General features: G+C 65.1%; 24 protein-coding genes and 1 pseudogene. 9 read left to right on the forward strand and 16 right to left on the reverse strand.

Annotated features, from left to right (window positions below):
* Positions 1 to 798: 798 nt before the first annotated feature.
* The 6 genes and pseudogenes from QW881_RS20690 to QW881_RS20715 all read left to right on the forward strand — a co-directional run bounded on the left by QW881_RS20690 (position 799) and on the right by QW881_RS20715 (position 5,809).
* Positions 799 to 1,728, forward strand: coding sequence for an aliphatic sulfonate ABC transporter substrate-binding protein (locus tag QW881_RS20690; protein ID WP_315756572.1), 930 nt, complete (start codon positions 799 to 801; stop codon positions 1,726 to 1,728).
* Positions 1,729 to 1,809: 81 nt separating this feature from the next.
* Positions 1,810 to 2,430, forward strand: coding sequence for a nitroreductase family protein (locus QW881_RS20695; RefSeq protein WP_315756388.1), 621 nt, complete (start codon positions 1,810 to 1,812; stop codon positions 2,428 to 2,430).
* 92 nt (positions 2,431 to 2,522) lie between these two features.
* Positions 2,523 to 3,818, forward strand: coding sequence for an O-acetylhomoserine aminocarboxypropyltransferase (locus tag QW881_RS20700; protein ID WP_315756389.1), 1,296 nt, complete (start codon positions 2,523 to 2,525; stop codon positions 3,816 to 3,818).
* A 3-nt stretch (positions 3,819 to 3,821) separates the two neighbouring features.
* Positions 3,822 to 4,604 (forward strand): alpha/beta hydrolase, encoded by a 783-nt coding sequence (locus tag QW881_RS20705; protein WP_315756390.1) that lies wholly within the window; start codon positions 3,822 to 3,824, stop codon positions 4,602 to 4,604.
* A gap of 127 nt (positions 4,605 to 4,731) precedes the next feature.
* A pseudogene (locus tag QW881_RS20710) lies at positions 4,732 to 5,135 on the forward strand (BA14K family protein).
* Between the two features lie 137 nt (positions 5,136 to 5,272).
* Complete coding sequence (locus tag QW881_RS20715) at positions 5,273 to 5,809, forward strand: hypothetical protein (protein WP_315756391.1); 537 nt, start codon at positions 5,273 to 5,275, stop codon at positions 5,807 to 5,809.
* 441 nt (positions 5,810 to 6,250) lie between these two features.
* On the opposite strand, the gene QW881_RS20725 is transcribed toward QW881_RS20715, so the two are convergent.
* From QW881_RS20725 to QW881_RS20775, 11 genes are all read right to left on the reverse strand, one after another.
* Positions 6,251 to 7,120 (reverse strand): flagellin, encoded by an 870-nt coding sequence (locus QW881_RS20725; protein WP_316159173.1) that lies wholly within the window; start codon positions 7,118 to 7,120, stop codon positions 6,251 to 6,253.
* A 54-nt stretch (positions 7,121 to 7,174) separates the two neighbouring features.
* The gene (gene flgK, locus QW881_RS20730) at positions 7,175 to 8,932 is read right to left on the reverse strand and encodes a flagellar hook-associated protein FlgK (protein WP_315756393.1); all 1,758 of its coding nucleotides are present in this window, start codon (positions 8,930 to 8,932) and stop codon (positions 7,175 to 7,177) included.
* 27 nt (positions 8,933 to 8,959) lie between these two features.
* Positions 8,960 to 9,412: a flagellar protein FlgN gene (locus QW881_RS20735; RefSeq protein ID WP_315739743.1), complete on the reverse strand. Its 453-nt coding sequence runs from the start codon at positions 9,410 to 9,412 to the stop codon at positions 8,960 to 8,962.
* Positions 9,413 to 9,427: 15 nt separating this feature from the next.
* Positions 9,428 to 9,697, reverse strand: a complete 270-nt coding sequence (locus tag QW881_RS20740; RefSeq protein WP_315756394.1) for a hypothetical protein — start codon at positions 9,695 to 9,697, stop codon at positions 9,428 to 9,430.
* A gap of 3 nt (positions 9,698 to 9,700) precedes the next feature.
* Positions 9,701 to 10,939: a flagellar hook protein FlgE gene (gene flgE, locus QW881_RS20745; protein WP_315756395.1), complete on the reverse strand. Its 1,239-nt coding sequence runs from the start codon at positions 10,937 to 10,939 to the stop codon at positions 9,701 to 9,703.
* 22 nt (positions 10,940 to 10,961) lie between these two features.
* Positions 10,962 to 11,627, reverse strand: a complete 666-nt coding sequence (locus QW881_RS20750; protein WP_315756396.1) for a flagellar hook assembly protein FlgD — start codon at positions 11,625 to 11,627, stop codon at positions 10,962 to 10,964.
* A gap of 460 nt (positions 11,628 to 12,087) precedes the next feature.
* The gene (locus QW881_RS20755) at positions 12,088 to 12,360 is read right to left on the reverse strand and encodes a hypothetical protein (protein ID WP_315756397.1); all 273 of its coding nucleotides are present in this window, start codon (positions 12,358 to 12,360) and stop codon (positions 12,088 to 12,090) included.
* A 233-nt stretch (positions 12,361 to 12,593) separates the two neighbouring features.
* Positions 12,594 to 13,019, reverse strand: coding sequence for a flagellar export chaperone FliS (locus QW881_RS20760; RefSeq protein ID WP_315756398.1), 426 nt, complete (start codon positions 13,017 to 13,019; stop codon positions 12,594 to 12,596).
* The gene (fliD, locus tag QW881_RS20765) at positions 13,019 to 14,734 is read right to left on the reverse strand and encodes a flagellar filament capping protein FliD (RefSeq protein WP_315756399.1); all 1,716 of its coding nucleotides are present in this window, start codon (positions 14,732 to 14,734) and stop codon (positions 13,019 to 13,021) included. Before fliD ends, QW881_RS20760 begins: the two co-directional genes overlap by 1 nt.
* Before the next feature lie 61 nt (positions 14,735 to 14,795).
* Positions 14,796 to 15,620, reverse strand: coding sequence for a flagellin (locus QW881_RS20770; protein WP_315756400.1), 825 nt, complete (start codon positions 15,618 to 15,620; stop codon positions 14,796 to 14,798).
* 138 nt (positions 15,621 to 15,758) lie between these two features.
* Complete coding sequence (locus tag QW881_RS20775; RefSeq protein WP_315756401.1) at positions 15,759 to 16,463, reverse strand: RNA polymerase sigma factor; 705 nt, start codon at positions 16,461 to 16,463, stop codon at positions 15,759 to 15,761.
* Between the two features lie 939 nt (positions 16,464 to 17,402).
* Here QW881_RS20775 and QW881_RS20780 point away from each other — a divergent pair.
* Positions 17,403 to 18,734: a hypothetical protein gene (locus QW881_RS20780; protein ID WP_316159172.1), complete on the forward strand. Its 1,332-nt coding sequence runs from the start codon at positions 17,403 to 17,405 to the stop codon at positions 18,732 to 18,734.
* Positions 18,735 to 18,752: 18 nt separating this feature from the next.
* Complete coding sequence (locus QW881_RS20785; RefSeq protein WP_316159171.1) at positions 18,753 to 19,478, forward strand: formyltransferase family protein; 726 nt, start codon at positions 18,753 to 18,755, stop codon at positions 19,476 to 19,478.
* A gap of 1 nt (position 19,479) precedes the next feature.
* Here QW881_RS20785 and bluB read toward each other — a convergent pair whose 3' ends face one another.
* Both bluB and QW881_RS20795 read right to left on the reverse strand, forming a co-directional pair.
* Positions 19,480 to 20,136 carry a 5,6-dimethylbenzimidazole synthase gene (gene bluB, locus QW881_RS20790; RefSeq protein ID WP_316159170.1) on the reverse strand — a complete coding sequence of 219 codons (657 nt, stop codon included), beginning with the start codon at positions 20,134 to 20,136 and terminating at the stop codon, positions 19,480 to 19,482.
* Complete coding sequence (locus tag QW881_RS20795; protein WP_316159169.1) at positions 20,133 to 21,473, reverse strand: cobyrinate a,c-diamide synthase; 1,341 nt, start codon at positions 21,471 to 21,473, stop codon at positions 20,133 to 20,135. The genes bluB and QW881_RS20795 overlap by 4 nt, the downstream gene beginning before the upstream one ends.
* A 47-nt stretch (positions 21,474 to 21,520) precedes the next feature.
* Here QW881_RS20795 and QW881_RS20800 point away from each other — a divergent pair, with 47 nt between their 5' ends.
* The gene (locus QW881_RS20800; protein WP_316159168.1) at positions 21,521 to 22,651 is read left to right on the forward strand and encodes a cobalt-precorrin-5B (C(1))-methyltransferase; all 1,131 of its coding nucleotides are present in this window, start codon (positions 21,521 to 21,523) and stop codon (positions 22,649 to 22,651) included.
* Here the strand turns inward: QW881_RS20800 and cobM are convergent.
* The 3 genes from cobM to cbiE are packed head-to-tail and all read right to left on the reverse strand — an operon-like array spanning position 22,621 to position 25,015.
* Complete coding sequence (cobM, locus tag QW881_RS20805; RefSeq protein WP_316159167.1) at positions 22,621 to 23,382, reverse strand: precorrin-4 C(11)-methyltransferase; 762 nt, start codon at positions 23,380 to 23,382, stop codon at positions 22,621 to 22,623. The genes QW881_RS20800 and cobM overlap by 31 nt on opposite strands.
* Positions 23,379 to 23,783 carry a cobalamin biosynthesis protein gene (locus tag QW881_RS20810; RefSeq protein ID WP_315739759.1) on the reverse strand — a complete coding sequence of 135 codons (405 nt, stop codon included), beginning with the start codon at positions 23,781 to 23,783 and terminating at the stop codon, positions 23,379 to 23,381. The genes cobM and QW881_RS20810 overlap by 4 nt, the downstream gene beginning before the upstream one ends.
* The gene (gene cbiE / locus QW881_RS20815) at positions 23,780 to 25,015 is read right to left on the reverse strand and encodes a precorrin-6y C5,15-methyltransferase (decarboxylating) subunit CbiE (RefSeq protein ID WP_316159166.1); all 1,236 of its coding nucleotides are present in this window, start codon (positions 25,013 to 25,015) and stop codon (positions 23,780 to 23,782) included. Before cbiE ends, QW881_RS20810 begins: the two co-directional genes overlap by 4 nt.
* Between the last annotated feature and the right edge of the window lie 11 nt (positions 25,016 to 25,026).

Below are 25,026 nucleotides of genomic sequence, written 5' to 3' on the forward strand. Positions count from 1 at the left end.
CCCTCTTGCTGCCACAGGTCATCCTCGAAATGCCTGTCACAGAAATTATCGTGTCTCACTTAAGGGGTGCAGTCCACTGTCCAGTCCCGCCACGAAAAATATTCTTGTTTCTTTTTTTCAGAATTCATGGTTGTATCACCCCATCCCGCCCGATCGAGAGGGGCGCTTCGCGAACGTCACGAAACGTTGGTGCGGGATGCGATGGCCGGTTCTCGTCGCAGCGTGCGTCAAGCGCGCGGACGAACGATGGGAGCCGGACGGCGAAATCGCGTGGTCCTGATACTCCGACGCTAGTATCAAGTTCGCGAAGATGCTTGCGTGTCTCGCGGATGACGGTGGCCAGAAAGCCCGGCGCACCGGGGAGATCGCGTATAAGCCGTAAGCCCGTTGCGCAGGGAAGGCCGGATGTCCGGCTGATCCTGTGGTAACCGCCGCGTGCTTCCTTTTTTGCACGCGGGCCATGGGTGTCAGTCGACGCCCGGCCTTCCCTGTGCCCTCTCTCGATGGAGGGACGAACGGCAGACACATCTCGGACGCCCTGCGCGTCGCGAGGATGCGAGCGGCTGTCCCGTCAGATCTCGCGCGCCAAAAAAACAAAACCTCTCGCGGCACGGGCACATGAGAAACTTTCATCTCCATATGAACAGATCTGCAAAATTGCGCAGGGCTCACGATCCTGCGAATGATCCTGGACAATTGCATGCAACTGCCTGTTTGGGAGATTGCCGAATGACACCATCCTTCAGCGGCCTGCGCCGCGCGCGGCCCTTGCATCTCGCCCGTCGCGGCGTCCTGATGATGGCCGCGGCCCTGCTCGGCGCACTCGCCACGTCGCAAGCCGACGCAGCCGAGACGCTGCGCATCGGCTATCAGAGATCCTCGACCCTGATCGCCCTCCTCAAAACCAATGGCGAGTTGGAGAAGGCGCTGGCGCCGCTCGGCATCAAGGTATCGTGGCACGAATTCTCCAGCGGCCTGCCGCTGCTGGAAGCGATCAACATCGGCAGCATCGATGTCGGCGCCGATGTCGCCGATACCGTCCCGGTGTTCGCGCAGGCCGCGGGCGCGAGGCTCGCTTATGTCGCCGAGGAGGCCGCCTCGCCGTCGGCGCAGGCGATCCTCGTGGCAACGGCTTCGCCGGCCAAGACGCTCGCTGAGCTGAAAGGCAGGAAGATCGCGGTGACCAAGGGCGCCGGCAGCCACTATCTGCTGCTCGCCGCGCTCGCCAAAGCGGGTCTCACCTTCAAGGACATCACCCCCGCCTATTTGCCGCCCGCCGACGGCAGGACCGCTTTCGTCAGCAACAATGTCGATGCCTGGGTCGCGTGGGATCCGTTCCTGACCAGCACCATCCGCCAGTCAGGGGCGCGCGTGCTCGCGGACGGCAGCGACGGGCTTGCCAGCTACAAGCGCTACTATCTCGCATCCGCCGACTACGCCGCCGGGCATGGCGACGCCCTCAACGTCATCTACGGCAAGCTCGTCGAAACCGGCAAATGGGTGAAGGCCAATCCGGCCGCCGCGGCGAGCCAACTCGCTGCCCTGTGGGGCATCGATGCCGCCACCGTCGAGGAGGCCAACAGCCACCGCTCCTACCAGGTCGGCGCGGTCACCGCGGCCGGCCTGTCGGAGCAGCAGAAGATCGCGGATGCTTTCCTGGCGGAGCGCGTGCTGCCGGCGAAGGTGGACACATCTGCGTTGGCGATCTGGACTCCCAAAGCACCGTGAGCCACACAGGAGCCGAGATTGTGCCCCGCAGCGAAGCGCGGCACGAGGCCCGGCGACGAGCCTGAACGAAGGAGACCACCCGTGACTGCCCATCTTCCCCCGCCGACCGACCGCATCACCGAGCATCCGGCGCATCGCATCTTCGTCGATCGCTGGTCGCCGCGCGGCTTCAGCGACGAGGCGCTTCCCGAGACGGAGCTCCTGACCTTCATCGAGGCGGCACGCTGGGCGCCCTCCTCCTACAATTCGCAGCCCTGGCGCTTCCTCTACGCGCTGCGCGGCTCGGCCGAGTTCGACACCTTCCTGGCGCCGCTGGTCGAGTTCAACCGCGGCTGGGCGCAGCATGCCGCGGCGATCGTCTACGTGCTGTCGAAGAAGACCTTCATCCCGGCGGGCAAGACCGAGCCGGCACCGACGCGCACGCATTCCTTCGATGCCGGCGCGGCCTGGGCCAATTTCGCCAACCAGGCGGCGGTGTCCGGCTGGATCACCCACGGCATGAGCGGCTTCGACGTCGCCGCCGCGCAGGCAGCGCTCGGGGTGCCCGACGGTTTCGCCGTGGAGATCGCGATCGCGGTCGGCCGCAAGGGCGATGGCGAGAAGCTGCCGGCCATGCTCAAGGAGCGCGAGAAGCCGAGCGCACGCCTGTCCATCGCCGAGATCGCCTCGGCCGGCCTGTTCCCGCAGCGCTTCGGCGGCTGATCGATGTCTCAGGGGCGGCGCACCGCGCCGCTCCTGACTGACGGCGAAATCTGTGGCAGAAGATGCGATCTGCTTGAGGAGAGTTGATCCGCATGCCGCCGCCGAAACCGCCCGCCTTCGAAACCCTGAGCCTGCACGCGGGCCAGCACCCGGATCCTGCGACCGGCGCCCGCGCGGTACCGATCTATCAGACCACGTCCTACGTGTTCGACGACACCGAGCACGCCGCGGCGCTGTTCAATCTCGAACGTACCGGCCACATCTATACCCGCATCTCCAACCCGACCACGGCCGTGCTCGAAGAGCGGCTCGCCGCGCTCGAAGGCGGCGTCGGTGCCGTCTGCACCGCGAGCGGCCAGGCGGCGCTGCATCTGGCCATCGCCACGCTCCTGAATGCGGGCGATCACATCGTGGCCTCCTCCTCGCTCTATGGCGGCACCATCAACCTGCTCGCGCACACGCTGCCGCGCTTCGGCATCACCACGAGCTTCGTCAAGCCTCGGGATCACGACGGTTTCCGCGCCGCGATCAAGCCGAACACGCGGCTCCTGATCGGCGAGACCCTCGGCAATCCCGGCCTTGAGGTGCTGGACATCCCCAAGGTCTCGGCGATCGCGCATGCGGCCGGCGTACCGCTCCTGATCGATAACACCTTCGCGACGCCCTATCTGAGCCAGCCGATTTCCCAAGGCGCCGACATCGTGATGCACTCCGCGACCAAGTGGCTCGGCGGCCATGGCATCGCGATCGGCGGCGCGATCATCGATGGCGGCCGGTTCGACTGGCGCGCGTCCGGCAAATTCCCGCAGCTCACCGAGCCCTATGCCGGCTATCATGGCATCGTCTTCGACGAGCAGTTCGGCGCGGCCGCCTTCATCATGCGCGCGCGGACCGAAGGCCTGCGCGATTTCGGCGCCTGCCTGTCGCCGACCAACGCGTTCCATCTGCTGCAGGGCGTCGAGACGCTGCATCTGCGCATGGAGCGGCACGTCACCAACACCCGCGCGGTGCTGGAGGCGCTGACGGCCAACAAGGCCGTCGACTGGGTGCTGCATCCATCGCTCGAGACCCATCCGGACCATGCGCTCGCCAAGGAGCTGTTGCCGCGCGGCGCCGGCTCGATCATCTCGTTCGGCATCAAGGGCGGACGTCCCGCGGGGCGCAAGTTCATCGAGAGCCTGAAGCTGATCAGCCATCTCGCCAATGTCGGCGATGCCAAGACGCTGGTGATCCACCCCGCCTCGACCACGCATCAGCAGATGGACGCAGCCCAGCTCGCCGCGGCCGGAATCGGCGAGGAGCTGATCCGGCTCTCGGTGGGCATCGAGGCGGCCAGCGACATCATCGACGATCTCGGACAGGCGCTGCGCGCCTCGCAGAAGGTGTGAGCCATGCAGCTGTCGATCGGAGATCATGAGGTCTTCGCCGCCACGGGCGGCCGCGACTTCGATTCGTCCCTGCCCGCCGTCGTCTTCATCCATGGCGCCGGCTTCGACCATTCGGTCTGGGCACTGCACAGCCGCTGGTTCGCCCATCATGGCTTTGCCGTGCTGGCGCCCGATCTGCCGGGCCATGGCCGCTCGGCGGGACCGGCGCTACCGACCATCGCTGCGATGGCCGATTGGATCGTCGCGCTGTTGCAGGCGTTGAACGCGAAACCCGCTCACCTGATCGGCCATTCGATGGGCTCGCTGATCGCGCTGGATGCCGCGGCACGCCATCCCGATCGCGTGTCGGCGCTGAGCCTGATCGGCACCGCGGCGACGATGACGGTAGGGCCTGACCTCCTGAAGGCCGCCGAAGCCAACGATCACGCCGCTATCGACATGGTCTCGATCTGGGGCCTCGGTTTTGCCGCCGAGCTCGGCGGCAGCCGCGCGCCGGGCTTGTGGATGCATGGCGGCGCGCAGGCGACCTTGGAACGCTGCGCGCCCGACGTGCTGTTCAACGATCTCTCGGCCTGCAATGAGTACCAGGATGCGCTGGCATCGGCGGCCAGGATCAAGGTGCCGACGCGGCTGATCCTCGGCGAGAAGGACATGATGACGCCGCTGAAGGCCGGCAAGGCGCTGGCGGCTGCGATCGCGCAATCGCGCACGACCGTCCTGCCCGGCGCGGGACATACGATGATGACGGAGTGTCCGGATGCGCTGCTCGATGCGCTGATCGATTAGCTTGCGGTCACGGTTCCGGTCCTGGATGCGACCTCGTGCCGCCGACATGCTCCTTCGCGGCGCGGAACGGAGGGCGACGGCGAGCCGTTGCCCCTGCATGGCCAACGAAACGGAAAAGAGCACCCAGATGGATCTGCGCAAGCTTTTGACGGTCGCCACCATCGGAACGATGGCGCTCGCGGCCGCATCGCCGCTCGCCGCAGCGCCGTTGCTGCCGAACCACCCGGCGCCGACCCCAGCGACGCAGAACGCGACCGAGCTGCAGCAGGTGCAATATCGCCACTGCGCGGCGGTTACGGTCATCGCCACGGCTATTACGGCCATCGCTCTTACGGGCATCGCCACGGCTATGGTGCGGGTGCCGCCGCCCTCGGCGGCCTCGCGGCCGGCGCGATCATCGGGGGCGCCATCGCCAACAGCCGCGCCGAGGCCGCCAACGCCCAGGCCTATTGCGCCCAGCGGTTCCGGTCCTACGACCCGGGCTCAGGCACCTATCTCGGCAATGACGGCCTGCGCCGTTCCTGCCCGTAACGACACCAAGGTCGATGCCCCCCGGCATCGACCGCCGCCTGGACCAATGGCGCGTGACAAAACGTCCGCTGCGACAAATGCAACGAAGTTCGTCTCGTCCGGTTGAGCATAGCGCTGAATCAACGGGAGACATCAGGATGGTCACCTTCAAAGCCGCCGCGACGCTCGCCATCGCCGGCGCACTTTCTGTATCCACGCTGCACTCGGTCTCGGCTGCGCCGCTGACGTCGCTGTCAGCAGCCGCCAAACCGAGCGCCGAAAGCTCGAATGCCGTGCAGGTCCGCTACGGCGGCTGGCATGGCGGCTGGGGCGGCGGTGCCGCAATCGGCGCGGGGCTGTTGGCGGGTGCCCTGATCGGATCGGCGATCGCCGCACCCTCCTACTATGGCGGCTACGCGCCCTATCCCTACTACGGCGGGTATCGCTACGCCGCCTATCCCTACGGCTATGGCGGCTACTACCCGGCCTACCGGCCCTATTACGGCGGCTATGGCTACAGCTACGTGCCGCGCCCGATCTATCGCAGCTACGGCTATTCCTATGGCCCGCGGCTGTGGCGGCACAGCTACGGCTACTACCGCGGTCCGGGTTGGGGCCATCATGGCTGGCACGGCGGCCGTCATTTCGGACACCGCTACGGTCATGGCGTGATCCGCGCCCATCATCGCTGGTGATGTGAATTCGCTGGTGCGTGGGGCTCGCCCGACGCACCGGCACGTCGATGCGCAACCTCCGCCGCGCGGATGACGTACTCGTCATGATCGCGCCAGACGAACACGACAGATGTCGCCAACGCCTCATTGCGCCGGGCGCGATTACCCACCAGATCTGCTTGAGAGCCATGAACGTGGCGACGAAGGCGCAGACGACTCCAGTGCGGAATTCCTTGGCAGCTCGACGTCCTGATCATCCTCTTCCCGCAGATGGAGCTGCTGGACTTTCGCGTTTTCCTTGACCCGCCCATACCCACCCCACCGATCCCGCGCAGCGCCGCTGTCGAACGTCGCAATCGCAAGCCAGGCAAGTGAGAGGTCCGCCGACGAGATGCCCGCCAGCGAGCCGCATGGTCTGAATCGGCAGTCCGGCTCTGCTGGGCCCGCACGATGTCCCGAAACTCACCGCAGGTAACTGGCCAGGTTCAGGCTCTGGATCTTGGAGATGGCGGTATAGCTCGCCGTGAGCTGGGCTTGATAAGTCGAGAGCTGGGCGGTGACCGCAGCGACGTCCACGCTGGTCAGGTCGGTCGCCAGACTCTCGGCATAGCTCTTGTAGTCGGTCTGCTGAGACTTCGCGCTCTCGATCCGGGACGCTGCATCGGAGACCTTGGCCTGCACCGTGGCGACATCGTCCACTGCTTGATCGGCAAGCGTCAGCGCGGAGGTGATGTCGGTTCCGGACAGGGTCGAGCTATTCGCAACGAACTTCAGAACACGCATGACCTCCTCGAAAGCAGGGTTGTCGGCGGTCACGCCATACGTCACGGACTGCCCATCGGAAACCCGGACCGAGGAAAGCTCGCTGTCGCCCTGATAATAGCTGGTATCCATCGTGGTCAGCGATCCCGAGCCGGACGCGAAGGTCGAGGTATCGACAGCCGGAGTCGAGGTGCGCCCCCCGCCGAACAGATATTGCCCATCATACTGGGTGTTCAGAATGCCTGTCATCTGCTGCAGCAACTGCTGCGCGGTACTGATCGCCGACGTGGTTCCCGTGCTGCTGCCGGAGCTCGCGGAGCTCAGGGCCGTGCGCAGCTGACTGACGATGTCGGACACCTGCCCCACCGCGGAATACATAACTTGCACCTTGCTGTCGGCCAGGGTCGCAGCATCGATATAGGATTGCGCCCGCGTGACCGAGACCTGAAGATTGACGACGTGCTGGGTGTCGGCGCCGTAGCCGGCGAGATACTCCGATTTCAGCCCCGAGGCTTCCTGCACCTGGAGATTGGCCATGGTCGCCTGCGTCCGCAGCGCGCTCGTGATCATCTGGTCGGAGTTCGAGAATGTCGCAATCCGCATCGTCATGATCTGCGCTCCGGACTAGGTCGATTGCACGGCAGTGAGCAACGAAGAGAACATGCTGTTGATCACGGAGATCAGCTGCGAGGCGGCAGCGTATTTGTTCTGCAGCGAGCTCAGCCGCGCGGTCTCCTCGTCGAGATTGACGCCCGATTGCGAGGACAGCGAGCTGGCATAGCTCGACTGGGCCGTCGACTTCGCGGTGTAGGCAGTGGAGGCCTGCGAAGCCTTGCTGGCGACATTGGCGACGATCGCCGCGGCATAGTCGGCAAACGAGCCGGTCGTTGCGCTCAGGCCTCCGGCCGACGCAAAGCTGGTCGAGCCGGTGAGCTTGTCGATGAGCGCATTGATAACCGTCGCCGAGCCGGCCGTCAGCACCTGGCTGCCGGTCGTCAAGGTCGCAGAACCGTCGAGCGTGCCGGTCGGCAGACCAGAAGCGCCGCTCAAGATGCTGCTGTTGACGGCAAAATTGGCGGCGCTCGTGCCGGTGACGAGATCATTCATGCCGAAATAGTTGGAGAAGCCGCTGCCGCCGACCGCACTAGTCATATCGTTGATCGCGATGCCGTTCGACGACGACGTGGCGCTGATCGACAGGTGTCCGCTGGAGTCGATCGAGGCAGAGACCCCGGAGATGCCGTTGAGTGCCGTGACCAGATCGCCCACCGTCGCGTAGGACGACAGATCGAGATCCTGGTACGAAACGAGATTGCCGCTCTGGTCAGCCACGGCGATGCGGACCGTTCCGGACGCCGACAGGGCGGTCGTGCTGCTGACGCTCGCCGACCCGGTCAGAGTGGCCGGAGGTGGCACGGCCGACGCGCCATTGCTGATCTCATTCAGCGCCGATTTCAGCTGCGAAGCCAACTGATCGAGCTGGGTCTGCGCGGCCGGCAAGGTTTCGTCCCGCAACGTGACCAGCGAGCCGATCTTGCCCGACGTGATCTGGGACGTGACGTCGACGTCGTCGACCATGATGCCGCTGAAGCCGCCGGACGCATAGCTCGAAGCCGCCGAGACATTCGCCGAGGCCGTGTAGCTCAGCGCGTGCGCCGAGCTGTCGACGAGGGCTCGCCCCGACGAGGTATAGACTTGAAGATCGCCATTCGACGCCGTGTAGTAGCTGACGTTCATATAGGACGACAGGTCCTGCAGCGCGGCATTGCGTTCATCCTCGAGATCCGCGGTCGATTGGCCGGACGCTGCCATTCTGCGGATCTCGACATTGAGATCGGCGATCTGCTGCAGGTCGTCGTTGACGCTCTGAACCGACGACGCGATGTCCTTGTCGGCGTTGGCGCGCAACGTCTGCACGCCACCAGAGGTGCTGCGCAGCTGGCTGGCGAAATCGTCCAGAGCGCTGACGACGGCCGATTGCAGCGAAACACTGCTGGGCGAGCTCGCCAGCGACGACAAGGCGGACTCCAGTGATGCAAGAGAGTTTGCCAGCGACGTTCCCGTCGTCGAGGTGCCGGATGTGGACGCGCTGCCGAACAGCTGCTGCAGTTGCGTCAGGTAGTTGTTGGTGGTGTCGGCCGCGCCGAGCTCGGAATTGGATCCGATCAGGGATTTCAGCAGCAGCTTGTCGACATTGCTCGAAATGCCGGTAATCGAAACACCGGTCCCAACTCCTCCGGTCACATTCGTGACCTGGTTGGCCGTCTTCTGCGTATACCCCTTCGTGTCGGCGTTCGAGATGTTCGACGACGCCACGCTGATCTGCAGCTCCGTGGCCGAGATGCCGCTGAACGCGACCAGCCGTGCTATATCGAGCGACATCACCCTACTCCCGCTGCTGGGCGGCCATCATGCCCTGACATTGGTTCCACAGGACGTCGCACGCGCGGTGCGACGTCCGCCTGCGCCATAGGGCGAGGCATTCGCGATCTGCTCGCGGATTGCCTGCATGACTGCCTCGATGCGACGATTGCTGGCTTCGATCGCAGCCCGCAGCCGAACGAGGTTCTCGTCCATCGCGCCACGCAGGTTAAAGATGTGCTCCATGAGCTGTTCGCGCAGGACACGGTCGCGGACGTCGAGACTCGCCGTTCGCCTGGCGCATTCGGCAACCCGCTGCTCAAACAGCCCGGCGAGCCGATTCTTGTCGTCAAGCTGCTTGGAGCGCGAGGCCGGGAGCCCTTTGGCAAGCTCCGCATTCTCCTCCGACACCACCGCGATGAGTTCGTCGATCAGCGCGATCAAGGTCCGCACTTCATCTTCGCTGGCCGGCCGCTGATCGGCCTGAACTGCGTGTTTCATCCTGTCGCTCCCATCCTACTGTTCACGCTGCGGTCGGCGGCTGATCTGCGCGACACGGGCGTAGGTGTTCAGCGCCGTCACCCTCACGGTGGCGACCTTGAGCTCTTCGTCGAGCAGCGCGCATTCACGCAGAAGCTTTCGTCGGACCGTTTCGATATCGTCGATCAAGGCCAACAGTTGCGCGCGGTCATCCTTGCCTGCCGTCGCAGCGCACAATCTCAGCCGCCGCAGCCTCTTCAGCAGAGCCTCGCCCTCGCCGAGCCGCGCCCTCTTCAGGTCGGCCATGATCTACCTCATCGACGAAATCAGTGTGTCGTACATCTTGTTGACGGCCGAGATCACCTGCGATGCGGCCGAATAGGCCTGCTGAGCCGAAATCATGTTGCTGAACTGGCCCGTGGTGTCGGTTGTGCTCGACTCCAATTCACTGCCGTAGATGGTTCCTGCACCATTCTCGCCGGATGCCTGCAGGGTCGCATTGCCCGATGTCGCGGTCGACGTGTACATGCCGCTGCTATGCGCCACGAGGCCATTGGGATCGGCGAAGGTCGCCACCGCGATCTTGTAGATCGGAACCGTCTGGCCGTTGGAATACGTCGCCTCGACGAGGCCGTTCTTGCCGACCGAAATGCTGCTCAGCGTACCGAAAGAGATGCCATCGGAATTGGCACTGAAATTGGAGACGCTCGGCGTCGTGCTGCCGGATGACAGCTGGGTCAGGCCATCGGTGCCGCCGCCCGTCGTGCCGAAGCTGAGCGCGATCGAGCTGGCCGCCGCGCCGTTATTCCAGGTGATGCCGAGATTGGTCGAAGAGACCGTGCTCAGCGAGCCATCTGAGTTGAAATCGATTGTATAGGTGCCGTTCGTCACGGTGCCGTCCGACGCCGTGGCCGGCGCGAAATCGGCGGTCCATTCGTTCGCCGTCGCCCCCTTGGTCCAGGTGACGTTGAGCGTGTGCGATTGCCCCAGCGAATCGTACACCGTCATCGAGCTGCTGAAGGTATCGCCGCTCGCGGCATCGGCCGGCAGGTTGGCGGCGAGCGACGTCTTGGTGGTCGCTCCACCATTCGTCAGCGCAACCTTGGTGTTGATCGATTCGAGCCCATTGCCGACCACGTTGCCGCTCGCATCGGTGCGCCAGCCTTCGAGATAATAGCCGTTGTTCTCAAGGTAGCCGGCATTGTCCGTCGTGAACGCGCCGTTGCGGGTGTAGAAGGTCTCGCCTCCGGCCGAAGTCGAGTTGGTCGCGACGAAGAAACCCGAGCCTTGGATTGCGACATCGGTCGCGTTGGTGGTGGCGGCCAACAGCCCCTGCTGCGTGATATTGGCACGGCCGGAGACCGAGACGCCACCCGAGGAATAGGCTTTCGAGCTACTCGATGCCGTCACCAGCTGCTCGAACAGGCCGGACGTGGTCTTGTATCCGGTCGTATCGGCGTTGGAGATATTGTCGCTGATCATGGCGAGCGATGAACTCTGCGCGTTGAGCGCCGAGATCGCCGATGACAGGGCTCCAGAAAGACTCATGATTGTACTCCGGGTAATGCCGTCAGGAGGTGACGCCGATAATGTTGCTGGCGCTGACAGGAATGCCGCCGACGGTGAGCGACGGCGTGCTGGTCGAGGTGTCGATGCCGGTTACGGTCCCGGTGATCGTCGTGTAGTTGAGAACCGAGGTGCCCGCGGAGTCCGTCGCCGTCACGGAGATCGTGTACTGGCCGCCGTCGCTGAGCTGATTGCCGCTGGAATCGGTGCCGTCCCAGGTGATCGAATTGGCGCCCTTGTTGCCGGTCCCGGTGCCGGTCCAGACCGTGCTCCCGGAGGAATCCTGGATCGATATCGAAACGTTCGATGCCGCCGACGAGAGCGAATAGCCGAAGGTCGCCGAGCCGTTCGAGAGAACGGCGGTGTCACTCTTGGCCTCGACGGTGTGACCGATGTAGTTCACCGAATTCAGCGTCACCAGGCTCGAGAACGAGCCGGCCAGCGAGGTCATGCTGCTGTTGAGCGACTGCTGCGAGGTGTAGTTGGCGTAGGACGTCATCTGGTTGATGAAGTCGGTCACGCTGGTCGCATTGAGCGGATCCTGGTTCTGGAGTTCGCTCACCAGGAGCTGAAGAAAGTCGGTCGAGCTGAGTGTCGTACGAGATGTGTCGCTGGATGATGAGGTCGATGAGGTGGTCGCAGTCGACGAACTCGCGGCAGAAACGGTCATGACAGAACTCCGGCTCGCGCCGCGAACGGCGGCGGGACACAGCACGACCACGCGGTCGTGAAGGCGTTTGCTGATCAAACGGCCGGAGCGCCGATTCCAGGCGCACAATTAGTCGGTCGAATTAGTTGATCCGACGGCAGAATTTGCCGCCGCGCGGTTGCGCTGAGTGGGCGAAAATCGCCTGGTGCGAGGCCCCGCTCTGCATCGGCATCGCGGCGCACTCGGCCGGTGGGCAGGACGAGACCAGCAGAGAGTATGGACGGCGCGACCAGGAGATCGGCTGCAACCGTCGCGTCATCTCTGCGCCACGGCTCGCGTCGTCGCACTCGGGCGCCCCCGACTCATGCGCAAACGAGCTCGACAAATTGAGGGAGATGGCAGCGGTGATGGTGTTGCGGTTCCGGCGCCCACGGCCCAACCGGCCGAAGCGCAGTCGCCCAAGCTCGACCCTGGCGGAGGCTCAGCCGGGCTGGTGGGCGTCAGCCGGGGCGGTTGACGCTTCCTCTTGGGTCAGGCGATGGGCCGCAGCAAGGATGCGCGACGTCAAGCCCGCGGGTGCACGAACCGGCGGCGACGACAGCGCCTCACGAACAAGACGTGCCTCGGACAGCAATCGATCGGCTTCGGGAGAGGATGCAAGCAGATCAGCAGCCGATTGACGCTGCTCGGCTGGCCAGCGCGAGATGTCCTCACCCAGCCTGCCGATCAGATCCTCGAATTCCCTGACGTCCATCGTCCGCCCAATCCAGCGCTTCCGGCTTGGTCATAAAGCATTCAGCCCGCGAACGAAATTGATATCGGCAATTGTGACGATCGACCGCAACCGGACGCAGGAAACTCCGTATTTTTCGGGAGCCGTCTGCACGCGACGCCGCACTGGATACCGAAACGGGAGACAATGCAGCCCGTTTCTGATCGGTTTCCCAAGATTTCCGCGGTGCGCGCAGGTGCCTGATTCGGCCAGAGCTACCGACGGTTGGCCGAATCACCGGCTGCTCGCTTTCCCCGGGCTGCCGCATCGACAGCCTCCCACGCCTCCCGCAGCTCCAGCACACTTTGAGTGATCCGCTGGAAATTCTCGCGCATGTGAGGTCGACCGTAGGCCCGCAGCGCGGCCACGATCAGGGCGTTGTAGGTTCCGAACAGCTGGTCGGCGACCGGCCCGCCGCGCGTCGGATCGAGGTGAAGGCTCAATCCGCGCAGGATGGCGGTCGCCCGGGTCACATGGATGTGCCCCTCCTCGAAGCGGCGAGCCTCCTGCGCCTGCAGCGACTTCTGCAAGCTCATCATCGCTCCGTTGAGCAGCATGATGACGGCCCGCAGCGGCGGAACGGCCACTGCAGCGCCGCGATAGGCCTGACTTGCGAATTGCGCCATCGAATTCTGGGTCATCAGTTACTCGAACTCGCGTTGAGAAGGGCTTTCAGATAAGTGAGCGTGTTGTTGGCGCTCTCGATCGCAGCCTGATATTTGGCGTACTGCGCCGTAAGCTGCGTCTGGAACGTGGCGGCCGAGCTCTTGATGTCATCGACCTTGGCCTGCATCGTGTCGTCCTGCGAGGTCAGATTGTCGATCAGCGTCTGCAGCGATCCCGTGCTGGATGATGCGGTCTTGGCGATCTGGTAGATCTGGGTCGCGAGCCCCTGTGTGGAGGTCACGGTGATCGATTGCGACGTCGAGCCGGCATAGGTGAAGGCCATCCCGGCATAGATCGTCCCGGAATTGCCCACGATCGTGTTGCCGCTGACCGTGAACAGCGAGCTGTCGCCGCCGACCGACGCGGTCGTGAGCGTCCCCGACGAGTCCACGGTCAGATCCAGGGTGAACGACTGCGGCGACGACCCGGTATTGACCACGCTGAGCTGGCTCGACGAGGTCTTGGTCTGCGCCGACAACAACGTCGTCACGCCGCTCAGATTGGTGCTGAGGATCGTCGACAACGTGCCGGTATCGAGCTCGAGCTCGTTCTTCTCGTTGAACGACAGGCCAAGGTCGGCCATCGTCAGCCCGCCGACCGAGGTTCCGAGCACGGCCTGAAGCGAGTTCATGATGTCGCGCATGGTGCCGTCGCCGAACAGGACGGAGCTCGAGGACGCCGTCCCGTCCGAATTGGTGGTCTGCTGCGCGATGACGGCATCGCGGAATGCATTGTAGTCGGTGACGAATGTCTGCAATGCCGACGAGATCTGGCTCGTGTCCGTCCCGATCGTGACGGTCAGCGTCGTTCCGGACGGAGTCGCCTGCAGCAGATCGAAGGTGACGCCGCTGAGAACGTCGGTGATGTCGTTGGTGTTGCGCGTCAGGCTGATCCCATCGAGCGTGAATTCCGCCTCCTGCGCCGTCTGCAGCACGGTCGTGAAGGCACCCGAGCTGTCGGTCACGCCAAGCTTGTTGAGCACGTCGTCGCCGGACGAGCTGGCATAGGTGATGTCAGCGGAATCCTGGGTTCCCGTCAGCACCAGCTGATACGATCCGCTCGATACCTGGACGATCGACGCCTCGACATTGGTCGTGGAGGTCTGGGCATTGATCGCGTCGACGACATCCTGCAGCGACATGCCGCTGGTGATGGTGATGTCGGCCGTGCTGCCGCCGGATAGGCCGAGCGAGAACGTGCCGGAATAGCCGAGCGCCGCGGTCTGGCTCGACTGCGTCGTGCCCGTCACCTTGTGTGCGGTGGCGATCTGGCCGATCGTCAGCGTGTGGCTGCCGGTCGCGGCTCCGTTGCTCACCGACATCGACAGAGCCGATGAGGCGCTGACGTCGCCGGTCGCGCTGATGGTGGCGGCCCGCGTGGCGAAGGCGTTGGTCGCAAGCGAGTTCACCGTCGACGTCGCCAGTGACGACAATCCCGAGGACAGCGTCTTCAGCGCGGTCTGCAGCGTCTGGTAGGCCGTGATCTTGGCCTCATTGGCCGTGATCTTGGTCGAGATCTGGGTCGCTTGGGTGAGCTTGGCATTGACCGCGGATTCGATCAGCGCAGTCCAGTCGATCGTGCTCGTCGTGCTCGTTCCCGACGTCGTGAGCGAGCTGCTCGAACTCGTCGATGATGAGGAAGAAGACGACGTCGTGCTGCTCGTGCTCGAGGTTGCGCTGCTCACCGTCATCTATCGTCGTCCTCCGAGGGAAGGGCCGGACCGGCGTGGCGCCGGCCCGGCAGATCACAACTCAGCCCAGCAGCTTCAGGAGGTACTGCGGGATCTGGTTGGCGGCGGCTTCCGCCGACACCGCGGCCTGGGTCTTCACCTGCGCCGACGACAGTTTCGCCTGCTCCGACGCGATGTCGACGTCCTTGATCGCGGAGTTGGCCGATTGCAGGTTCTGCGTCTGCGTGGAGATCGAGTCCGCCGAGAAGTTGAAACGCGATTCCTGCGCGCCGATGTCGGCGCGGGCCTTCGACACGGTGTCGATCGCGGTGTCGAGAGCGGTCAAGGCTGCGGTCGCGCCGGTCTGGGTGCTGACGTCGAGCGACGAGACGCCGAGCGTGCTCGCGGTGAGATCCGACAGCGTGATGTTGATGGTGTCGGACGCGGACGAGCCGACCAGGACCGAGACGCCCGACGAGAAGGTGCTGGTGCCGTCGAGCAGGCTCTGGCCGCTATAGCGCGTTCCGGTCGCGATCGACGAAATTTCGCTGATCAGCTGCGAGAATTCCGACTGGATGTAAGTGCGGCTGGTTCCGACCGTGGTGCCCGATGCGGACTCTGAGGCCAGCGACTTCATGCGCGCCAGGATGTCGCTGATGTTGGACGCGCCGCCATCCGCGGTCTGCAGGATCGACGTCGCCTGCGCTGCGTTGGTCGCGGCCTGCTGCAGCGTGGTGATGTCCGAAGAGATGCGCGTCGAAATGGCGAGACCGGCCGCGTCGTCCGAGGCTGACGTGATGCGTGAACCGCTCGACAGCTTGGAGAGCGAGCTCGTCTCCTGGTTGGAGTTGATGTTCAGGTAACGGACGGCGGAGTTAGCGGCGATGTTGGTGGAAATTGCGGGCATGGTGAGGACTCCTGAGTGATCGGCAAAGCACGCCGCATCGTGGAAGGACTGACGGTGCGGATCGGCCCCGTCTGACCGATCAAACGGAAGCGCCTGCGGGATTCAGGCGGGAATTCTCCTGCGCCGAGAATTCTATGGTTAGCAATCCGTGAAGGCCCCGCGAATGTCGCGCTCGTGACGCCGCAGCATGTCGCGCAGTTGCTGGCGTCCCCGCTTCAACAGCGACTCCACGGCGGCCACCGTCGTATCCATCACCTCGGCGATCTCGCCGTTGCTCATGTTCTCGTGATACGACAGGATCACGGCGATCCGTTGCTGCTCCGGAAGTCGCTGCATCGCCCCCTCCAGGAGGACGCTGAGCTCCGCACGCTCGATGACGCTCACTGCATCCGGCTTGCCGTCCGCAACCTCGGGTACCACGTCGACATTCTCGGTCCGCGGCTTGCGGCGGATGTCGATGCAGCGGTTGCTGACGACGCGATAGAGCCAGGTCGAGAATTTGGCGCGACCGTGCTGCCACCGCCCCCGGTGAGTCCAGACCTTCAACATCGTGTCCTGCACGACGTCCTCGGCGTCGGCGGCATTGCCGACGATGCGCAACGCAATCGCATAGGCGCGATCGATGTGGCGCTCGACGAGAAGACGAAATGCGAGCTCCTCTCCGGTGGCGAGCCGGTCGAGCAGGTCCTTGTCCTCGTCGAAGACCGCGGTCTCGCCTGGCGGCGCGGAGTCGGGAACGGTGCTGGCCGACTCGCTCGACGACAGCGCCGCGACGTCCGGGGACCCCGGCTCTTTCGAAGATATGCCATCGGCCGGGGCCCAGACGTCCAGCGCGTAGCTCATTTCCGAATCTCCAACCCGCAATGCCGAATGCGGCATTCGCAGACGGCTTCCGATCGTTGAACGCGGCGACCGAAAGAAGCAGGCGAAGATTTTTTGTGACTTTTCAGGTAGTTAGATGGAATGTTTTGCCTAGGGACAGGCAAATTCTGCCGCACGCGGATCGAGCGCCCGACGATCGTTGAGAAAGAGAGGCCGATGTTCGGCATGGCGGGGGATTCATTCCAGAAGACGAATTCAGCAGAAAACGCGAGCTGCAACGCTTACTAACAGCATCCGTGGATGCATACCGCGCACACAAAGTCCGCGGTTGAGCAAGGTTCGGAATTCCTGCGAAACGATCATCTCGCCCGGCAATTTTTTCCGAATCACCTCGACGAAATTATCGCATTTTTCCACTCTGTCAGTTGCCGCGGACGCGATTTTTGAATCGCGTGACGATTTTTTCGACATTGCGCGCCTGATCCATCGCGTTCGTACGTTGTAGTTGCTGATAGCACGATAGATGAAGCGATCGACGCGCCGCGTCGCGCGTCGCCGACGCGCGCGTAGACGGCCATCATGTCTATAGCGTCAACAAATATTGCTGAATGTTTCGATCTGCATCGAGGCTCCAGAGCGTCACCGCACTCGATATATCCGGTGTGAAGCTCGTGATCCGCACTGCGACTTCGTTTGCGAGATCAATCGCCCGCTTCGGTCTTGAAAAGGCGCATCAGATCGAAGTGATTGCGAATACTTCTGCTCGCGCAGCCACGGTGTTGGTCAATCTGTCGCGGCTTCGAGCAGCGCGCCCGGCAACATTGCGAAACGAAGTTCGCGTTTTCCGCGTCGAAAGCCAGGTCTTACTCGCATCATCGCAAGACACCGACGCAAGCGCATGCGCGATCGACGCGCCTGATTGGCCGACGTGGTCCGTTCTATTGTGCGGGAGGGCCCGGCATGACGCGACAAGATCTGAAGACCAACGACCACGACCCGGTGCAAAGCCTGCGCGCTCACGGCGTCAGGCTCGGTCAGCGGCAAGGTGATCGTCTGCAATGGCTGTCGCGAACATTCGGGCCGGTGGTTCACTGCGATGACCTTCCACCGCCTGGCCGTGGTCGCACTATCGTCCTGATCGACCCGCCAACGGGCGCCGGGGCGGAGCTGCTGTACGGCGCGCTGACCTCGCATGACGCCGTGGTGATCCCCTTCGGCGAAAACCCCGCGTTCGATTTCCTGAAATCCAAGTTGACCGAGTTCGGCACCGTCGGCACCTCAGCCGACGGCCCGCACGAATTATGGTGGGGCGGCCGCGACTGGCCTGCGCCGGACGCAGCACCGGCAACTGCGATGCGTGTCGTGTCCTGCCATCCAACGACGGTCGGCGACTTGCACGTCTATCATCTCAGACGCTCGTTGCAGCGGCTCGGGCTCCCATTCGACATCGAGGCGATCGATCGCCGCCCCGGCGAACGCCTGAGCGCTGCGGACAAGGCCGACTTCATCGCGCGGATGTGGCAGCGGAATCGCGAACCGCTGTTGTACGTCGAGGCCGACGTGATGTTCCAAGCACCTCCGGACCTTCCTCATCTGGCAGGCTGCGACTTTGCCGTCCATAAGTGGAACGGCTGGGAGATGTCGCCGCGCACCCTCTATTTCGGCCGGTCCAAGGCGGCCGGGACAATGCTGACGACCTGGCGTGAGATCGCCTCTTCATATCCCGATATATGGGACGGCTATCAGATCGATCAGGCCTGGAGTGCGGTGAGCTCCCAGATCGCGCTCGACACGGTCTGGCTTCCCCGCAGCTACCATGCCGTCGCAGGGGAAGCCGGAGTCCGCAACGCGACGATCGTCCACAATCTGAAGCCGACAAAGGCTGATCTTGGTCCCGACCCGGACTTTGCCGAGGTGGCGCGGTCGCCCCGGCGGGCCGGGCGCGTCGGCGCGTTGGAGTCGCTGCTTGTGGTGCGCTCGAAAGTAAAATCCGGCAGAGGTGTCACGGTCATCCTGCGCGACGTCGGAAGCAGCAGCGCGCGCGCCGCCGCTGACAGCATCGAGAAGCTGACCAGCGCCTTCGTCGCTGATTGCGGCGGCTTTGGCCGCCTCGAGCTCTCACTGTGCTCGTGGCAGCCGGAGGTTCGCATCGCGCGGGAGGCCGCTGTGCTGGCCGACAACATGGTGCTCGAGATCATCCCCGGTCAGGAGCTGCCGGCCAATTTGTTCGCCGCGACGGCCACCTCGGGAGCTGCGCACCGGACCGCCACCTTCAACGCCCATCGCCGCTGACGCCAACCAGGACAAATCATGTTCGACACCATCATTCTTCTCACCGGCAGCCGCGACCAGCAACTCGCGCTGTCGGAGCTGCTACGGGCGCACAACCGTGCACTCGCATTCCGCTGCGCGGTGAGCCTGCAGGACCTCGAAGCCATCGAACGCGATGTGCTCGGCAGATCCCGCCTGCTTGCCTTCACGACCGGCGTCATCGTGCCTGCCGACATCCTTCAGGCGCTCGGCCACGGCGCCTACAATTTTCATCCGGCCCCGCCGGATTATCCGGGCTGGGCGCCGGCTCATTTCGCGATGTACGACGGTGCGACGCGCTTCGGCGCAACGGCCCATGTGATGGAGACCCGTGTCGACTGCGGCCCGATCGTCGGTGTCGAGACGTTCGACATCCCGCGCGGCGTGGATGTCCGTGGTTTAGAGCAGATGACGTTCGTGCGGCTCGCCTATTTGTTCTGGCGCATGTCGCGCGACCTCGCCTGCGACGCCGGCCCGCTGCCGGCGCTCGGCGTCGGTTGGAGCGGAGCGAAGAGCACCAGACAGATGTACGCCGCCATGTGCGACATGTCCGCCGACATCGATCCGGCCGAAATGGCGCGCCGCATCCGCGCCTTTCACGACGACTTCCGCGGCATTCCACTGACCATCAACCTGCACGGCACACGGTTTCAGCTCATGAGCGCCGCGGGCGCTGTTGGCGAGCCAAGGACGGTTGACGCACCGGCGTTGGCGCTCGCATCGTGACCTAGCGCTTGAGCGGCTTGATCACTGTCTGGTCGAGCCGCGTTTCCCAGCCGTGACGCTCCAGTTCGGGATCGTCATGTTCCTCCTGCGGCCAGCCGACGCAGAGATACGCAATCAGGCTCCAGTCGGACGGCAACGCGAGTTCGCGACAGATAGCCGCTGGGTCCAGGATCGACACCCAGCCCACGCCGAGACCTTCGGCACGCGCCGCCAGCCAGAACGTCTGGATCGCCGCCACCACCGAGTAGCGGAGCGTTTCCGGCATCGTGGCGCGGCCGAGCCGATGACCGGTGGCAGCGCCCTCGTCGGCACAGACGGCGAGATGGATCGGCGCCTGCGTCAAGCCTTCCAGTTTGAGGCTCGCATAGAGCGCGCGTCGCTCTCCATCATAACCGGCGAGCGCGGCCTGGTTCGCGCGCTCGAAGTTCTCGATGACCGTCGCGCGGCGTTCGGGACTCTCGACGAGCACGAACCGCCAGGGCTGGCAGAAACCGACGGATGGCGCATGGGACGCGAGCGCGAGCAACTGTTCGATCAGCTCTGGGGAGACCGGATCCGAGCGGAAACGGCGGACATCGCGACGCCAGCGCACCAGCTCGGCAAAGCGCTGCCTGAAGGTCGCGTCGAACTGCGGAGGGCTTCGGCCTGGCTCGCTCATGCGCCCTCCCCGCTCAGGACGTGCAGGAACGATCCGGTCACCGACCCGCGCCGGGCGCCGCGCTCGGCTACGACGCCGCCCGACGCATCGCGGCACGCGATCAGCGGATCGTCGGCCTCGCTCAGGATGGTTGCATAGTGGAATTCGTGACCGTGAACGACGGCGCCCCTTCGGCCGAGGCTGCAATCGGCCAATAGGGTCGCTTGACGGTAGCCGAGATGCAAGCGGCGTCGTGCGAACGAGGTTTCCAGCGACAGCAGCCCCGCCATCGCATGCCGGACACCGTGGGCATCTTCGAGTCCCGCCCCTAGCGTCATGTAGCCACCGCACTCGCCGTGGATCGGCACGCCGCGCAAGGCCATCGCGCGCAGCGCATCGAGGAACGACTGCGCCGAGGCCAACCGTCCAGCATATGATTCGGGGTAGCCGCCTGGCAGCCACACCGCGTCGGCTGCGGGATCGGGAGCCTCGTCGTTCAACGGCGAAAACGGGACGGCCTCCGCGCCCTGAGCGCGCCAGTGCCGCAGGAGATGCGGATAACTGAACGAGAAGGCCGCATCTGCGGCGAGCGCAATGCGCTGTCCGGGCGGTTTGATGCCAAGGCCAGATGTCTGCGCAGCGAGATCGGTAGAGCGGATCGGATTCGCGAGACCCAGCAGCGCCTCGAGATCGACGGCTCCGGAGACGCTTGCCGCGAGACGCTCGAGATGGGCTTCGAGGGCCGTGATCTCCTGGGCCTGGACCAGTCCGAGATGACGTTCGGGAAATGTCAATTGCGCGTCCCGCGCCAGCGCGCCGAGCACCCTGATTCCGATGGTCGCAAACGCCGGCTCGATGAGCGCCCTATGCCGCTCGCTCGCGACCCGATTGAGGATCACGCCGGCCACGTGAACATCGTCGCGAAAACGCGCGCAGCCGAGCGCGACGGCAGCGGCCGTCTCGGTCTGCCCACTCACATCGAGAACGAGCACCACCGGCCAGCCGGTCAGGGCTGCGAGATCCGCGGCCGAGCCGCTGCCCGCGCGTCCGGGATTCGACGCGCCATCGAACAGGCCCATGACGCCCTCGACGATAGCGATATCGGCGTCGGCGGCAACGTCGCGGACAAGCCCCAGCAGTTGCGGCGCCGACATCGCCCAACTGTCGAGATTGTAGCTCGTCCGTCTTGCCGCAGCCGTGTGAAAGGCGAGATCGATATAGTCGGGACCGCATTTGAACGGTTGCACGCACGCGCCGCGCCGACTGAGCGCACGCAATAGCCCGAGCGTGACCGTCGTCTTGCCGGCGCCCGAACGCGGCGCGGCGATGATGATCCCGCTGGGTGTCACCATGGTCATGGCCGCAACGCCGCCGAGGCATGGCAAAATGTGCTATGCGAACGGACATGATGGAAACCGCGGATCCGCCGAACCGACCGCTGAAGCGTGGCTGGACCACCGGCAGCTGCGCCACGGCCGCGGCCCGCGCCGCCTACGAGCTGCTGATCACGGGCAACTGTCCTGCCATGGTCGAGATCGCCCTGCCGGGCGGACGTCGCGTCGGCTTTGCAGTCGCGATGCACGAGGCCGCCGGCGCGAAGGCAACCGCCGGCGTGATCAAGGATGCCGGTGATGATCCTGACGTCACGCATGGTGCGCTGGTCAAGGCGACTCTGCGGCGCGGTGCAGACGACTCCGGCGTGACGTTCCGCGCAGGTCCGGGCGTCGGCACCGTGACGCGCCCGGGGTTGCCGCTGCCGCCGGGAGAACCTGCGATCAATCCGGTGCCGCGGGAGATGATCGCGGCGGCGATCGGCGAAGCTGCCGCAGCGCTCGGCGCGACGGGCGACGTCATCATCGAGATCTCCATTCCTGGCGGCGAGGAGCTCGCCAGGAAGACGCTGAACCCGCGCCTCGGCATCGTTGGCGGCCTGTCGATCCTCGGCACCACGGGAGTCGTCGTGCCGTTCAGCTGTGCCGCCTGGATCCACTCCATTTATCGCGGCATCGACGTCGCGCGCGCCGCCGGCCTGCCGCACATCGCCGGCGCGACGGGAAGCACGTCGGAGAAGGCCGTGCAGCAGCTCCACGGCCTGCCGGAGACGGCGCTGATCGACATGGGCGATTTCGCCGGCGGCATGCTGAAATATCTGCGCCGGCATCCGGTGGCCCGCATCACCGTGGCCGGCGGCTTCGCCAAGATGACCAAGCTCGGCCAGGGCCTGCTCGACCTGCATTCGCGCGCCGGCGAAGTCGATCTCGGCTGGCTCGCGAACACGTTGCATGACGCCGGCGCGCCGGACGCGTTGGTCACGACCGCGCGCACCGCCAACACCGCGCTGCAGGTGCTTCAGGAGGCCGAGCGGCTCGGATTTCCGGCAGGCGAGGTCGTCGCGCACGCCGCCTGGCAGACGGCGCGGCGTGCGCTGGGCGACAACGACATTGCGCTCGATGTCGCCGTGTTCGACCGCGATGGCCGGCTGGTCGGACAGAGTTACGGGCCGGCTCATTCGCCCCTCCCGCGGAAGCGTCGCTGATAATCGGCATCGTACAGCGCGCTATTGCGAAAATCCTCAGCTGCGAGCGCGCGGCCCACCAGGATCAGCGCGGTCCGCTCCACGGCGGAAGTCGTGATCTGCCCGACGATCGTCGCCAGCGTGCCGGTCAGGATCAACTGATCCGGCCAGCTCGCGCGATAGACGATCGCCACCGGACAGTCGTCGCCGTAGTGCGGCCGCAGCTCCTCGACGACTTTGTCGAGAACATGGATGGAGAGATGGATGGCGAGCGTGGCGCGCGACTGCGCGAACAGCGAAAGCTGTTCCGTCTCGGGCATGGCCGAAGCGCGGCCGGAGGTACGCGTGAGCACCACCGATTGTGCGAGTCCCGGTAAGGTCAGCTCGCGACCGAGCGCCGCCGCCGCCGCCGCGAACGACGGCACGCCGGGTGTGATCGTGTAGGGTATCCTCAACGCGTCGAGGCGCCGCAGCTGTTCGCCGAGCGCGCTCCAGATCGAGAGATCGCCGGAATGCAGCCGCGCCACATCTTCGCCCGCGAGCGTGGCACGCTCGATCTCGGCCACGATCTCGTCGAGCGACATCGGTGCCGTATCGACGATACGCGCACCGGGCGGACAATGATCGAGCAGCGCCTGAGGAACCAGCGAGCCCGCATAGAGACACACCGGGCAGCGCCCGATCAGGTCGCGACCACGCAAGGTGATCAGGTCGGCGGCGCCGGGACCGGCGCCGATGAAGTGCACCGTCATGGCGCAGGCTCCGCATCGGTGACAGCCTCGCCCTCCGCCAGCGCGCAGGTCGCCGCGGCGTTTGCGACACGCGCGAGGATCAACCGGGCATTCGCGCCGGCGGCAGCAAGCGCGGCCGTCTCGGCCACCGAAGGTACACCCTTCAAGCGCCTGACGCGATCGCTTCGCGTGATCGCGCGATCGGCGACAGCCGTCATCGCTGCAGAGGCAATTCCGAGCAGCGGACGGCCAAGCCGCTGCGCGGCGCAGATCACGCCAGGCTCGCTGACCTTGTCGGCCGCAGTGGCGAGCACCGCCACGTCCGCGGGTGCGAGGCGCGCAAGCGAGAGCGCATGTGCAATCACCGCCTCGATGTCTGCGACGCTGGCGGCACGGCGGCAGCCAATCCCGAGCGCGATCATGGCTTCGTCACCCGCCACTGCGTGATCGGCATGGCCTGCCGCCAGCCATGCATGCGACCGACCGGTTCGATCCGCGAAACGGCGATGCGGACCAGTTCACCGCCATGCTTGCCGAACAACTCGATCAGCCGCGCCTCGCCTTCGAGCGACACCACGTTGGCGACCAGGCGGCCACCGGACCTCAGCCGTGACCAGACGGCTTCGAACACCCCCGCTTCCGAAATGCCGCCGCCGATGAAGGCCGCATCCGGCGTCTCAAGATCCGCCAGCACCGCCGGCGCGCGCCCCGTCACCAGTTTCAGCTCGGGAGCGCCGAGCGCCAGCGCGTTGCGCATCGCCCGGTCGGCCCGGTCCTGGCGCGCCTCGATGCCGATCGCGCGCAACGAGCCATGACGCAGCAGCCACTCGATTGCCACCGAACCCGAGCCCAGCCCGACGTCCCACAGCAGTTCGCCTGGACGTGGCGCCAGGGCCGACAACGTCACGGCGCGGACCTCGCGCTTGGTCAACTGGCCGTCATGCTCGAACAGATCATCGGCAAGACCGGTGGTCAGCGGGATCACGGGCGCATCAACCTCGGCATCAACGTCGATCGCGATCGTGGTCAACGGATGGATATCGGAAAGATCGAACGCATCCGCCAGCGCGCTTCGCACCCGTTCGTGCGCGCCGCCGATCGCTTCCAGCACCGTCAGGCGCGAGCGTCCCATGCGGCGTGAGGTCAGCAGCGCGGCGAGCCTTGGGGCGGTGGATCCATCCCAGGCCAGCGCCAGAATGCGCGCTCCCGGCGCAAGATGGCGGATGATCCCTTCGAGCGCGCGGCCGTGCAACGTCACCTGCGCCACGTCCTGTAGCGGCCAGCCGAGCCGCGCCGCCGCAAGGCTGAAGGCCGAGGGCTGCGGGACACACAGCATCTCGGCGGACGCGAAACGCTGCATGAGCTGCTTGCCGACGCCGTAGTTGAAAGGATCCCCGCTTGCGAGAACCACGACGGGCTCTCCTCGTCGCGCCGCGATCTGATCGAACGCGAGCTTCAGCGGGCTGGGCCAGGCCAGCCGTTCCCCCGCAATCAACGACGCTGCAAGCTCGATATGACGGGCGCCGCCGACCACGAGGGCCGCCTGCGCAATGAGACGTCGCGCAGGCGCCGAGAGGCCGTCGACGCCGTCCTCGCCGATCCCGACGATGGACAGCCAGCGCTGCGCGTTGCAGGTTGCGGCCGAGTTCACCATGGACGCTTCCC

This window comes from Bradyrhizobium sp. SZCCHNS3016 (assembly GCF_032484535.1).
Lineage (GTDB): Bacteria > Pseudomonadota > Alphaproteobacteria > Rhizobiales > Xanthobacteraceae > Bradyrhizobium.